General features: G+C 39.4%; 15 protein-coding genes and 1 riboswitch. Of the genes, 4 read left to right on the forward strand and 11 right to left on the reverse strand.

All coding sequences use genetic code 11. The features are described 5' to 3' along the window. Positions 1-188: 188 nt before the first annotated feature. The 3 genes from N782_RS03140 to N782_RS03150 all read right to left on the reverse strand — a co-directional run bounded on the left by N782_RS03140 (position 189) and on the right by N782_RS03150 (position 2,484). Positions 189-1,604 carry an ammonium transporter gene (locus N782_RS03140; RefSeq protein WP_036816046.1) on the reverse strand — a complete coding sequence of 472 codons (1,416 nt, stop codon included), beginning with the start codon at positions 1,602-1,604 and terminating at the stop codon, positions 189-191. Positions 1,605-1,639: 35 nt separating this feature from the next. Beyond that, positions 1,640-1,981 carry a P-II family nitrogen regulator gene (locus N782_RS03145; protein WP_036816047.1) on the reverse strand — a complete coding sequence of 114 codons (342 nt, stop codon included), beginning with the start codon at positions 1,979-1,981 and terminating at the stop codon, positions 1,640-1,642. Between the two features lie 173 nt (positions 1,982-2,154). Then, positions 2,155-2,484: a MerR family transcriptional regulator gene (locus N782_RS03150; RefSeq protein WP_036816049.1), complete on the reverse strand. Its 330-nt coding sequence runs from the start codon at positions 2,482-2,484 to the stop codon at positions 2,155-2,157. A 240-nt stretch (positions 2,485-2,724) separates the two neighbouring features. Between N782_RS03150 and N782_RS21435 the strand changes: the two genes are divergently transcribed. Beyond that, entirely contained in the window at positions 2,725-2,901 is a 177-nt protein-coding gene (locus N782_RS21435) for a hypothetical protein (RefSeq protein WP_161783068.1), read from the forward strand. 263 nt (positions 2,902-3,164) lie between these two features. Here the strand turns inward: N782_RS21435 and N782_RS03155 are convergent, their stop codons facing one another. The 3 genes from N782_RS03155 to N782_RS03165 form a co-directional block, all read right to left on the reverse strand. Then, positions 3,165-3,671, reverse strand: coding sequence for a membrane lipoprotein lipid attachment site-containing protein (locus N782_RS03155; RefSeq protein WP_036816050.1), 507 nt, complete (start codon positions 3,669-3,671; stop codon positions 3,165-3,167). A gap of 269 nt (positions 3,672-3,940) precedes the next feature. Then, the gene (locus N782_RS03160; protein ID WP_036816052.1) at positions 3,941-4,252 is read right to left on the reverse strand and encodes a hypothetical protein; all 312 of its coding nucleotides are present in this window, start codon (positions 4,250-4,252) and stop codon (positions 3,941-3,943) included. A 61-nt stretch (positions 4,253-4,313) separates the two neighbouring features. Continuing rightward, on the reverse strand, positions 4,314-5,087 hold the full coding sequence (locus N782_RS03165; RefSeq protein ID WP_036816054.1) for an alpha/beta fold hydrolase: 774 nt from the start codon (positions 5,085-5,087) through the stop codon (positions 4,314-4,316). Positions 5,088-5,234: 147 nt separating this feature from the next. Here N782_RS03165 and N782_RS03170 point away from each other — a divergent pair, with 147 nt between their 5' ends. Next, complete coding sequence (locus N782_RS03170; protein ID WP_036816062.1) at positions 5,235-5,978, forward strand: lipase family protein; 744 nt, start codon at positions 5,235-5,237, stop codon at positions 5,976-5,978. A gap of 113 nt (positions 5,979-6,091) precedes the next feature. On the opposite strand, the gene N782_RS03175 is transcribed toward N782_RS03170, so the two are convergent. Together N782_RS03175 and N782_RS03180 are read right to left on the reverse strand one after the other, a co-directional pair. Further along, positions 6,092-7,054 carry an ATP-grasp domain-containing protein gene (locus N782_RS03175; protein WP_036816064.1) on the reverse strand — a complete coding sequence of 321 codons (963 nt, stop codon included), beginning with the start codon at positions 7,052-7,054 and terminating at the stop codon, positions 6,092-6,094. Further along, positions 7,051-8,094 carry an LLM class flavin-dependent oxidoreductase gene (locus N782_RS03180; protein ID WP_036816065.1) on the reverse strand — a complete coding sequence of 348 codons (1,044 nt, stop codon included), beginning with the start codon at positions 8,092-8,094 and terminating at the stop codon, positions 7,051-7,053. The genes N782_RS03175 and N782_RS03180 overlap by 4 nt, the downstream gene beginning before the upstream one ends. Positions 8,095-8,254: 160 nt before the next feature. Next, positions 8,255-8,366, reverse strand: a riboswitch (SAM riboswitch). A 208-nt stretch (positions 8,367-8,574) separates the two neighbouring features. On the opposite strand from N782_RS03180, the gene N782_RS03185 reads away from it, so the two are divergent. Beyond that, positions 8,575-9,003 (forward strand): IDEAL domain-containing protein, encoded by a 429-nt coding sequence (locus tag N782_RS03185; RefSeq protein ID WP_237582504.1) that lies wholly within the window; start codon positions 8,575-8,577, stop codon positions 9,001-9,003. Here N782_RS03185 and N782_RS03190 read toward each other — a convergent pair. The 3 genes from N782_RS03190 to helD are packed head-to-tail and all read right to left on the reverse strand — an operon-like array spanning position 9,000 to position 12,950. Then, a complete protein-coding gene (locus N782_RS03190; protein ID WP_036816067.1) occupies positions 9,000-9,338 on the reverse strand; it encodes a CHY zinc finger protein in 339 nt (112 codons plus the stop codon). The two genes, N782_RS03185 and N782_RS03190, sit on opposite strands and share 4 nt — an antisense overlap. Positions 9,339-9,396: 58 nt before the next feature. Beyond that, a complete protein-coding gene (locus N782_RS03195) occupies positions 9,397-10,563 on the reverse strand; it encodes an iron-containing alcohol dehydrogenase (protein WP_036816068.1) in 1,167 nt (388 codons plus the stop codon). 53 nt (positions 10,564-10,616) lie between these two features. Further along, positions 10,617-12,950: an RNA polymerase recycling motor HelD gene (helD, locus tag N782_RS03200; RefSeq protein WP_036816069.1), complete on the reverse strand. Its 2,334-nt coding sequence runs from the start codon at positions 12,948-12,950 to the stop codon at positions 10,617-10,619. A 358-nt stretch (positions 12,951-13,308) separates the two neighbouring features. Here helD and N782_RS03205 point away from each other — a divergent pair, with 358 nt between their 5' ends. Then, entirely contained in the window at positions 13,309-13,494 is a 186-nt protein-coding gene (locus tag N782_RS03205) for a small acid-soluble spore protein H (RefSeq protein WP_036816071.1), read from the forward strand. Positions 13,495-13,516 lie beyond the last annotated feature (22 nt).

Here is a 13,516-nt window from a genome sequence, read left to right on the forward strand (position 1 = left end):
AGAGGGGACAGGTTCCTCGTCCCATTTAAGTGGGACGAGGGACCTGTCCCTTCATCCCATTAAATGGGGAAGTTCGATTAAAACCGCTACATCACGTAGCAACATCGAACCAACCTACGTCGTGTAGGCCGAAAAAAAGCACGGAATTTCTGTAATAGAAATCCCGTGCTAATATGAGTGTCTCTTCCTTAATTCACTTCTGTTTTAGGCTTGGTAGGTGTCTTTGGCTTGTTCTTGCCTTTATTTTTGCTTACTTCATTCAAACGCTCTAGCAATCCAACCCCAAACTCACCGTTGTCTTCTGGGTTATTTTCATTAAAGATGCTTCCAGAAGATTCGTATGCACGAGATCCGTGTTCAGTGAAATCAAGTCCGGAGATTTCTTCTTCACGACTCACTCGGATGGATGTAACTCTAGTAACGATGAATAGAGAAAGACCAACAGAGCCCATCGTCCAAACCATAACAGCTGCAATTCCGACTGCTTGAACGCCTAATAGGGATACTCCGCCTCCGTAGAATAGACCACCTTCCATTGCGAATAGACCAACTGCTAACGTACCCCAGACACCACAGATACCGTGAACAGCAATTGCACCAACTGGGTCATCCAGTTTGAATCGTTGGTCGATTAGTGTAACAGCTTCTACTAGAATAACACCTGCAATAATTCCGATAATGATGGCACCACCTAAAGATACAGCAGCAGTACCGGCTGTAATTCCGACAAGTCCACCTAATGCTCCATTTAAGGTCAAGGATGCATCAACACGTTGGTATTTCATATAAGAGTATAATGCAGAGCCAATTACACCTGCAGATGCTGCTAATAACGTAGTAGAAACAACATGAGGAATAAGAGAAGGATCCGCTGCTAATGTACTTCCACCATTAAATCCGAACCAACCGAACCAAAGAATGAATACACCTAGTGCACCAATTGGTATGTTATGTCCTGGGATAACATTGGCTTTCCCTTTGGAATACTTACCAATACGACTTCCTAGAACAGCTACAGCTACAACAGCTCCTAATGCACCAGTTAGGTGAACAACTGTTGAACCAGCAAAGTCCGTAAAGCCTAAACTAGCTAACCAACCGCTACCCCAAATCCAGTGCCCAACAACTGGATAGATAAATCCTGTCATAAGTACAGTTAATAGAATATACGCACCTAACTTCATTCGTTCAGCTACAGCTCCTGAAATTATAGTAGCACATGTTGCAGCAAAAACTGCCTGGAATGCAAAGAAGCCAACTTGGTCTTCATAACCCGTTAACATGAATCCGTCTGTTCCAATAAAGCCTCCTGCTGAAGAACCAAACATAAATGCATAACCAACAAGAAAGTATAAAATAGAGGCAATCGACATGGTTAGGAAGTTTTTCATTAAAATATTCAAAGCATTCTTCGATCTAGTGAAACCCGCTTCTACCATCGCAAAACCAGCATGCATGAAGAAAACCAAAAAGGCAGCTACCATGATCCAAACCATATCCATAGAAGCACTCAATGATTCAATAGAAGGTCCACTTGTTTCGGCGTACACAGGACTGGCTAACAACAAACTCCCCGTAAGTAATGATCCTACTTTCTTTTTCATTCCATTCATTCCTCCTAAAATATGTTATAAATAAATTAAATAATAGCTTCTTTACCTTCTTCACCAGTTCTGATACGAATGACATTTTCTACAGGATAAATAAAAATCTTCCCATCACCTGTCTCTCCCGTAATGCATGTTTCTTTAATGAGATTAACAATTTGATCTACTTGATCTTCATCAACAATCATTTCTACTTTCACTTTTGGGTATAATTTTATTTCATAACGTGTTCCCCGAAATACCCCTTCTAACCCTTTCTGCTTACCGTATCCTGCAACTTCGGAAACCGTTAATCCATTCACTTCCACTTCATCTAACTTTTCACGCAAAACTGGGAACGATTCCGGACGAATGACGGACTCAACTTTTTTCATGATTGGATCCCCTTTCGGTTTATGTTAGAAATTCTAACATGTTTTGTTATGTTAATAATCCTACATGCTGGAAAAGGAAAAAGCAAGGGATTTTTCTAAAATTATTAAATTTTCTGATTATTAAGGTTGTACCTAGCAGACCTTGATTTCATGCGACGCAACCATGTAAGCATTTACATCTTGGGGTCGCCAAATTGGGCTCGAATTTGCCCTTTCAACATTCGATTTCTTACTTCTTTCTCGGTAACCCCTTTTTTCTTTTTAGCCATTTCTCTTCGAATTTCATGCGTTTGAACTCCCTCTTCGATTTTGTTCGCTATTTCCATAAGTGTTTCCACATCCGAAAAAGAGAATTTACGACTACCTTGATTGGATCGTTCAGGAAAAATAAGCTTCCTTTCCTCGTAGTATCGAATTTGCCTTACCGTTAATCCTGTCAACTCACTCACAATACCTATTGTAATAACCTTTCGTTCCTTCAAAGAATGCTTATCTTCTTCCATACCATCCTTTCACCTCTCAGATCGTGCTGAATTGTTGAATGCTATAAATAGGATTATACACACAAGGAGTATATTTTGTAACTAGGTTTGTTAGGTTTTCTTACATACATGAAACAGACTTTTCAAAATTTTCGTGTAAGTTAAACTGACAAACTTCATGATAACGGTTCGATATGGGGCTATAATGACATTAATCCAAGTCAGGATGATGACAAACTAAAGGGAAGGGATGGAGGAAAGATGACATTATTACAAAAGGCTGTTGAGGTTAAACGAAAGAGGCTATTTAAGCAGTTAGTAGAGGATGGAATTTATAAGCGAACAGATATACTAGAAAATATCACGATGGCTGAGCTAGAAAGAGATTTTGAAAGGAGGCATGCCTATTTAGCAACAAAAGCGCAAGCACCCGGTTAGTGACGTACAAACTGCGGCCTAAACGAGGTAAGTAGGTTGGTTCGATGTTGTTACGTGACGTAGCGATTTTAATCAAATTCCCTTTATAAGAAGTAAGTACTTTTAGATAAGGAAAACACAAAGAGCGCAAGCTTGCGCAAAATTAGTATCCTGATGTCATCTTTTCCGTCTCCAAAAGAAAGTATATGTACATGAGCTATTAACCTGTTGTAAGAACAAAAAACTCCGCCAGGTTGGCGGAGTTTTTTACTATGTGCATAGCTTTATTTAATTTCGTTATCGACAACGTTTAAATTCTCAATAACTTTCCTCAACTCTTTTTTGCTTACATTCGTAGTAAGCTGATAGTAGTAATCCTTCCATAATTCCGTATCCTTTGGTAGGAATGTGTACTGGTAGGTTTCATGAAGACGTACTGCTTCTGTATCAATAAAGCCGACATAATCTTCCGTTTCAAATATTTCATTAACCTGCCCAAAGGCTTCATCAAATTCTCCTGTGAGAATGTATTTCTGAACGTGCTGAATCATCCATCTATCACTTGCATGTTCTTGATAGATTTCAAGATGCTTCTCTTCACTTTCGTATGCTACAAATAACGACCCATATTCTACTCTCAATTTAGTTTGTTCCATACCATCTGGAACGTATGTAGGTTCTACAACCGGGAATCCTGCCTTGTCTCTAGCATCAGGAAATGAGTTAGCAGTGGCATTAGAACAACCAGCTAGTAATAAAGCGATCGCTACGATGAATAGTATTTTTTTCATTATGATGTCCCTCCAGCAAATCGATTGCTCTCTACCAAAATATACATTACTTTCCACCACAGGTCTAGTGGTAACCTTGGTTATTCCATTCAGATATTCTTATCATCCTCTGGAATTCTATACAATTTTTCATCTCCACTACCGTCTTACTTCTACAATTTTTGACTTTTTTCCTGTCCACTTCATATACAAGCATTGAATTTTATAAATTCCTAGACGACAATGTAAAAAACCCGCCAATTCCTTGGCGGGTTTCAATCCATTACTTTTTACTGCTGAGCAATCGCTTCTTTACTCTCAAGCTCTACAGTATTACTATTTTCGTTTTCGCGATTAACTGTTGTTACTTTAAGTGTTCCGTCAAATTTATCGCCTTCTTGTGTAATGAACGTAACTTCGACATCTTGGTTTTCATCTTTACGATGTTCAAACATTTCGTATTGTTCTACATTATTTAAAGTTAGCTCGCAATGTTGCTTTCCATCTACTTGTGTAATAATGTAATTTCCGTGTGCAAAGCGGATTGATTCACCACTTTTTTTCATATATAAGTCTTTTAATTCTTTCTCTGCTGCTGGCATTCTTGATCCCTCCATTACATTTTCTTCTATACCCATTTCCTGTTTACCAGATCATCAAACATTATTTTGATATCATATTTTGAAAAAGAGGAGCTTGTTCCGTTAAAAAGTGATCGATGATTCTGTTGAAATACACTGATTGTCGTGATGGTAATTGATGAAATGCCTTAGGGATTTGTTGTAACGTGCAAAAAGCGCATTGATTATAATACGGGATATGCTTTTTCATCCATGTTTCCCTTTTACCATAAAGGAGTAACACGGGGACCTTAATGGTTGATAATTGCTGAGAACAATCATAATGATACGATTCTTTATAGAATTCATACCAAACAGTTGGATCTGCCTTCATCATGTAACTCTTCAATGCATGCTGAAATGTAGGATGCTTGGTATGACTTCTCGCTATTATGTTAGCTAATCTCTCACGATTCTTTTTTACAAGGCGCATACCAATTTTATATTCCGTTGCTAATACGAACGAATTAACCTTAGGGAACCCTCCAGACAAAATCATGGCATGCGTGCGTTCAGGATAGGAGATTACAAAGTCTTGAGCGACCATGCTTCCTGCAGAGTATCCACATATCACCGCTTTTTCAATTCCAGCATGATCTAGCATTTCTTTTATATCCAAAGAAAAACCCGCTATACTCACTGGATTGTCCCGCTTTGAAGACATACCATGCCCATTTAAGTCTGGAAGTAATACTCGATACGATTGCGATAAATTCTCTTGATACAGAAATACTTTATGACCCATCCCTGGCGGGTGAATAAATACAACCGGAAGCCCATTACCTAAATCCTTATAAAAAATTGTCTGCTCTACCATGTACGTAACTCCTTTTATGTAGTTCACTTTCACTATTCAACCTTAGAACCAACCCGATCTTCCCCACATAAGATACAACCTAGCCATCTACAGAAAAGCACTTAACATAAGCTTTTTCATTTTTACGATGAAAGGTGGGTTGTATTTATGTTACTTCCGTTTTATCATAAGCAACTTGCTTTATTTTTATTAAAGATGTGTGAATTGAGCTACGTGCAATTTAAACAAGGTGGAGATTTTACAATACCTAAAGGATTTAAACTAGTGAAATCATTCAAAGCCCATACGCTTCAATCAGAAGAATGGTTTGGCTTCATTATAGAATCTGAACACTCGGTGGTAATCGCCTTTCGTGGGACAAATACGGAACCAGATTGGATTGCAGATGCTCTAGTTTTTCAACATCCGTATCCATATGCAGACAAAGGTGGTCTCGTCCATAATGGTTTCTTATCCATCTACGAGTCGTGCCGTGATGACATCTTCCAAGCTTATCAGCACATTTCTCCTCACAAGGAGCTCTACATTACAGGACATAGCCTTGGTGGAGCTCTAGCAACACTACATGCTCTAGATGCAAAACGAAACGCCCCATTCGCTAAAGTTGTTATGTACAACTACGCCAGTCCAAGGGTAGGAAATGAAGAGTTCACCAAAGCATATAGTTTTTCCGTCCCCTTAAGCATTCGCTTTGCCAACATGCATGACCTTGTCACACAATTACCTCCCACCATTATCTACTGCCCTTTCACAAAGCAACTATGGCATTATTCGCATATTCGCTCCCCTATTGAATTCTCCTTGCAAACCGATACCATCAAAGGAAACCATTCTCTCACCACTTACAGAAAAGGGGTTCAAGGGCTTCCATCTTCAATAGGAACTAAATAAATAAAAATCCTAGATAAGACTAAATAAAGCCTCGATGCAGTGATTCCTACCACATCGAGGCTTTAGAACGTATAAAAAAAGCTAGACACCTTACTAGATGTCTAACTTACGTTTCATTGATTACTGTATATGGTTTTCTTCTCTAGTTTACTTCCAAGGTACGTTGCAAGTTCCAACATACCATACTTACCCTCATGTTCCTCAGCCTCTTTATTATAGTTCGTATTGGTATTCACATCATAGGTGTACAGATATCCGTTTTGGTCTTGGATACATTCTATCCCAGCAACCTCAACATTATTTTCTGAAAGGAATTGTTCATACTTTTCGATAATCGGATCATTGAAATAATCTAAGACTTTAAACTTTGGTTGTTCCTCTTCTTGTTGCGGAGCTTCTCCTGTTGGACAATTCAATTCCTCAATGGTACAAGCATCAGCTGGGCATAGTTCAAATCCATCAGACGTATCGACACGAACCGCATAGAAAAACTTCCCGGCAATGAATTCACACCTTACAATATAAGGTTCTGGTGCTTTAATGTACTCTTGCACAAGCGTTATACCATCTACAGGTTCATCAAAGTCATCGCTGTACACATACTGGTGCAAAGCTTCTAGCGAGTGGAACAATTGAACGCCTTGGCCTTTACCTGCACGATTATGCTTTGTAATAAAGGATGGTCGATTAAGCTGCTTAGCAGCCTCTATGATTTGGTCACGCCCAACAGCTGTGATCGTTTTAGGTGTTTGTATCCCTTGCTGGTCTAATGCCATATATTGATTGACTTTACTAACTTCAAGACGGAGGGCCCTGCTACCATTAATTACCGTTCGACCATGTCGCTCAAGCCACGCTAGAACCGCTTCAGCAAATTCCGGCGCAAATCGATGATTTCTTGTGTGGGAAGAAGCGCTCATCCTATTGTAGAAAACACCTTCTGGGGGCTCCTCTGATAAATCAATCGTTCCATAATCCAAATGCCAGCTTTCATATGGGATGCCTAATTGCTCTAAACGATCTGTGAGGTGAATAGTCCATTCTTCATTTTCGTGTAAAATATATACTTTACTCACGTTTGAGTCTCCTTCCTTTTTTCTTCTACTAGAGGCATGACTTGCTTAGAAAACCGCTCCATTTCCTCAAGTTGTGGGGAACATTGAAGCAGCAACAAATCAAGTCCAACTTCTTCATAATCAATAATTTTCTCTGCTATTTGATTAGGTGTGCCAATCAAATTTGGTCGTAAACCACGATTGGATACCGAATAATCCAACAATTCCACCTGCTGTTCAAGCTGTGATTTACTAGTGAAATCTTTGTACCCTGCATAAGCGCTAGACTGCTTCACCTGCGTAATTCGCTTCAACTCCTCAAGTGCTTCTTCTTCCGTGTCACGACAGATGACATAAGCAGCCATTCCAAACGATTGAAATGGTGTTGAAGTTACTTGAAGTCTCCGCTCTTTCATATCGCTTATTTTTTGGGAAATCTCCTCAACCGTCCCTCCATGCATTACATAAGCATCACAATACTGCGAGATGGTTTGTTTCCCTCTCGGACTTTCCCCACCTGCGTATATCGTTGGGGCTTGAATAGGTTTAGGTTGTAATTGGGTATCAGCAACGTGATAAAACTTCCCTTGAAAACTATAGGTATCTTGAGACCATAACCCTTTTAAAATTTGCAAAAACTCATCCGTACGATCATATCGTTCATCGTGCTCTGTAAAAGCACCTCCGTATTGTCGTGCTTCTTCTTGCCACCAAGCTGAAACAACATTCAACGTAAAGCGTCCATTACTAATATGATCTATTGTAGAAGCCATTTTTGCTGTAACGGCAGGATTATGAAAATTCGGTCGAACAGCTGCCATGATTTCTATCGAATCCGTAACAGCAGCTAATGCTGCAGCAGTGGACCATGCTTCTAATGAATCCCTTTCAGGACCTTTGATATCGTTCAAATACAATTCTGCTATAAGCGTCGTGTCATACCCCCACTTTTCAGCTGATTGAATAACTTCTTTCACATAATCAAATGTTGGGGGCATTTGTTCATCATCCACATTCCGTAACCAACCACCAAATATAGGGAGCCAAAATCCATATCTCAATTCCCCAGTCCCCTTCCTTTACCATAACGATAATACTTGATAATTCCAATAATTTTACTAAGTTTTAAACATTTAATCTTAAATGTCATATACATAAAAGCAGAGCCCTTCTCCTTTTTTAGAAAGAAGAGGGGCTCTGCTTTTATGTAGATCCCAACTCTCCTCATCTTCCAAGCCACGTTTAGCTTGAAGGAATTAGCACGGTGTTCTGTTGGACAGAATCCGTTGCCGAGGTTTCAAAGGGCCAGTCCCTCCACCTCTCTGGATAAGAAGATTACGTTAATAATGTATAAGCTGTTGCTATATATACTACTAATCACCCAATAATATGTCAAACTTATTGAATAGTTGAAATATTTTCACAAAAGCATTATGAAAGCGTCTAACCTTCTAAAAATCCTTAACCTCTGACAGCATTACTGCATATCCTAATAACAAAATATTCAGTATTTAAGGGGTGATCACATGTTATCTGTTCGGATGTTAAAACCGTTTTATGTGAAGCATGAAGAAAACTGTATTCGTATTATGTTAGCTTATCAATACTTCTCCATACACTTTGGTGATGACCTGTATCAATTCACTCCCATTGAAGGACGTGAAATTGTAGTCGATCGTAAAACGAAAAAAATCACCAATGTGAATGATGTGCTTGTTTTTCAGAAGGGTAAACACATGATGCAGATTACGATTCAAGAGCTTTTGGATTTACCTGATTTTGTTACCCACGTTCACTCAATTGCGAGTCGATATTTAAATCGAAAAAAATCAATAAATATGAAAACCATCGATAAATTGATTCACGAACTCGAGCGAGAAAATGCCATGAGATTAATTGATCAAGCGTTAGACAAACAAGATGAGCCTGGGTTTATTGAGTTATCCTCCTACTTAAAACAACACTTTTAATCTTCTGAGACGTCAAAGTAAAGATGTGCATGATTACGGCAACCAGGATTGAAAGAAGCTTCACAATGAGGGCATGCGTAGCCACTGTTCATATACTCGTTTATCGTTAGCTCCATACCACATGAACCACACAAAACTGCCTTCTTGTTTCGCTCTTCAACCGTCCATGTCTCAGCTTTGTGATCGGCAATTTCGTCATGACATTGATAACAAGGGTAATAGGTATCGCAGCACTTAAATTTAAGCGCGATTCTATCTACTTCCTTAGGGTAATGCTTGCACCGTGTTTGTGCATCAACGTCTATCCCCTTCACTTCATGACCTTTGATATTCATTTCATTTCCTCCCGTATAAAAAAGAAGGCGCGTATATATACGCACCTCCTCTTTTGCTTTATAAAGATCGTTTTAGTATATCTCTTACACTATCATGATCTAATTCTTTGTAAGTCCCTACTGTAGGTCTAATAAAGGTTTTTTGAATAATATCATCAAAATGCTGGTCATCAATGTCATAATCACTTAATTGACTTGGTGCACCAAGTGAATTCCAGAAAGTACGCAATGCTTTTGCTCCTTCTTTTGCTACTTCAGAATCCGTTTTACTTTCATCAGAAATACCAAAGACATTTACAGCTAATTGCTTCACACGGGTTGGATCTTCTTCCAATACATGCTCCAACCAGTTCGGGAAGAGGATTGCTAATCCACCTCCATGAGGGATATCATATATGGCTGATAACGCATGTTCAATACCGTGTGTTGCCCAATCCCCGCCATCAGTACCATTTGACAGAGTACCGTTAAAGGCAGTCGTACTTAAATACATCATCGTTTCTCTATATTCATAGGTTTGCGGGTTTTCTACTAGCTTCGGCCCGTTTTGCAATGCCGTACGAAGAAGAGACTCAATAAACCCGTCAATCATCGGCGTGTTTTCTGTGCGATGGAAGTAATGCTCTAGCGCATGGGACATGCTATCGACAATCCCATACACGGTTTGGTCCATTGGTACAGATTTCGTGTTCGCCGGATCCAAGATTGAAAAAGTAGGGAAGACATAAGGAGAGCCCCAACCTAACTTTTCATGGGTGTCCCAATTAGTAATAACTGATACCTGATTCATCTCTGATCCAGTAGCGGCCAACGTTAACACCGTTCCAAGTGGTAAAGCGTCTTCTATCGGTGCCTGTTGGGTAATTAAGTCCCAAGGATCACCTTCATATTTTGCACCAACTGCAATGGCTTTTGTACAGTCAATGACACTACCGCCACCAACCGCTAGAAGGAAGTCTATATTTTCTCTTTTACAAATGTCTACACCTTGTTTTACAGTCGCTAAACGAGGGTTGGGCTCTACTCCTGAAAGTTCATAAACAGTTGCTTCTGCTTTTGCTAGCTGTTCCATTACATTATCGTAAACGCCATTTTTCTTGATGCTTCCGCCACCATAAACAACGAGAACGTTCAAGCCTTTTCGCCCAAGTTCTGAAGGGATTTGAGTGATTTGGTCTTTACCGAAAAATAAACGAGTTGGATTATACTGTAGAAACGTATTCATGTCCTAATTCACTCCTGATTATAAAATCTTTCTAAACTCACCTTTTTCGATGATTATTGCTTTAGTAATTCTTCTACAAATGTCTCAGGATGTACTTCTTCGATAAACGGACTTCTCTGCCCCAATGAAAGTAAATGTAACTCATGCATCGCTCTTGTGCATGCAGTATAAAACAAGTTGCGTTCGATTTCATCTTTGTATTGCTCTGCTGATGCATTAAAGATTACAACAGCATCAAATTCAATCCCTTTTGCTAAATAGGCAGGAATTACAATAAGTCCTTTCTCAAACGTGTACGTATCCTTATCCATTAGTCTAACAGGTAGATTATTTTTTAGGGCCTCATATGCTTGGCGACTTTCTTCAGCCGTTTTACAGATAATCGCAATCGTTTCATATGCTTTCTCTTGCAAGGAGTGAACCTTTTGCTCCACTGCTTCTATATGCTTCACCGCATCTTCTGCTTCAACAAGACTTGGACGCTCCCCCTCTCGATTAAACGGTTCAATATCTTCGCCACCAGTAACAAGCCCTTTCGTAAATTCAATAATAGGCTTGGTGGAACGATAACTCCGTAACAGAGTAAGCTTTTCTACTTCTCCTTCAGGGTGGAGCTCTTCTGATAAAGGCGTTGGCGCATTGACGTTATGCGCATAAATTGCTTGGTTATAGTCACCCAAAATCGTCATACGGCTATATGGGAAAAGTTTCTTCAGAAATTCAAACTGGAACGGAGAATAATCCTGAGCTTCATCGATAAATAGATAACGAATTTTCGTGTATACGTTTGTTCCTTTCAGCTGATCTTCCAGGTAGAGAAACGGCGTAACGTCTTCATGTGGGAGATGCTTTTCATTTAATGAGGCCAATGTTTGTTGAACCATTTCCTCCCATTGTGCTGGTTTATTATGTGGTTCTATGGAAAACAGACCTTTATAAACAGCGGTCATGTTTAGAAATTCAAGATTCTTGATTTTATTTTTGATCGGCTTGATATACTTGCGCACAACAGCCTTTGATAACATTTGTTGTTCTAATTGAAAATCATCAAAGTTATCCTGATTACCTCGATTTCCTTTTTGCGTTTTGTGATAAATCCGCAAGTATTCTTCTTTACTTAAATGCTGAATCTCATCCTCAACCCATGCTTTTTTCCGTTCTGCTTGCTCAAAGGCACTAACTTGTTCCAAAAGCCAGTCTGACAGCATTTGCATTGCATTTGGAGTAGAAATAGCTGCATCTAGGTTATAGAAATAATCAGCCATCTGTTGCTTGGTGACAATAGTTTGATCTCTAAATTTCACATTTTTAAAGATCAACCCTTGCTTTGTTAACTGCTCCATATACTGGTCCACAACTGCTTTAAAATCTAAACCAGCTTTGTATTGGATATTATTTAATCGAACAAGGTATTCCTTGTCTTTTTGAGAGGTTAGAAGATGTTCTAATTGCTCATATGCATCTTCGTAGCTCACACGTCCCTCTAGGCGTTTGTCGATGTACTCTAAAAAGGTCGTTTGATCCATATTTTCCTCTCCGAGTTCAGGAAGAACGTTCGCAACATAGCTGTTAAACATTGGATTTGGCGAGAAAAGCATGATTTGGTCCGCCTGAATACTGCCACGGTATCGATACATTAAGTAAGCCACACGTTGTAATGCTGCTGAGGTCTTGCCGCTACCCGCTACACCTTGAACCAATAAGTATTTCTTTTTATCATAACGAATGATTTCATTCTGTTCTTTTTGAATGGTTGCAACAATGCTTTTCATTTGTGTATTCGCGTTGTTACCAAGCACCTCTTGAAGCAATTCATCCCAAATCGTAACGCCTGTATCAAATAAACCTTTGATTTCTCCGTTACGAATGATAAATTGACGCTTCAACGTCATTTCCCCTTCTATTTCTCCCTCAGGCGTTTCGTAGGCTGCCGGACCTGGTGAATAATCATAATAAAGACTCGATATAGGAGCTCGCCAATCATAGACAAGAAAATCCTCATCCTGTTTATCCATCAAGGACGCGACCCCAATATACACTTCTTCAGCCTCCTGTTCTCCTTCTTCAACAAAATCCACTCGCCCAAAGTAAGGAGAGTTTTTCAGCCGGTGTAATGTTTTCAACTGGTCATAGAATTGTTTATGGCTACGCTCTCGTTCCCCTAGTAGTTCTGCTTGCTGACGAATACTACTATACGTTTCCATCACGTCATCAGGCTCATCCATGTTGACTGTGACATCTTCAAAAAAGTCTTCACGAAGACCAATAACCTCACCTTTCACGCCGCCAACTTTCTCCCGAAGCTGTTCTTCCTTTTCGTTTATTTCTTCAACAACACGATCTACACGTTGCTGTTCAACCTGCCAATCTTCATGTTTCTCAGACATACTATCACTCTCCCCTACTCAACATAATCAAATGGTTTGACATTTCGTTTTTATTCATGTAAAATTATAATTGGATAAATGTAATTGCACATCATTTTTAATGTGTGCATGGATTTTTATCATAGCATGGTTTTTACATATTCACAACTTTTATCAGTCAAGGTGCCGATGTCTCGGCACCTTTTTTTATGTTTTTATCTATACGTGTTATAACACGTTTTAAGCTTCTCTACACTCGTAGTAGAGCTCACCCTATTATTCTGATACCAAGCTGCAATTATCCCCCGTTTTTTGCTCGAATAGTTTCACTCTATATTACGAAAACTAACCTTGATCTTATCACAAGGAGGAGAATGATATGAACCGACAACGCGCGAGAGAAATTTCTGAGTCCCCGGTCATGGCGAATGTTTCTTATAACGGAACTCCCATCTACATTCAACACGTAGACGATCAAAAAGAGACCGCCCGTATCTTCCCACTAGACTTTCCAGATCAAGAGCAAGAGGTGTCTCTGAACAGCTTGAGAGAAGATTATCATTAACGCGAGAAAAGCCCTGGAGCTA

Source organism: Pontibacillus yanchengensis Y32, from assembly GCF_000770635.1.
In the GTDB taxonomy this organism is placed as follows: Bacteria; Bacillota; Bacilli; order Bacillales; family BH030062; genus Pontibacillus; species Pontibacillus yanchengensis.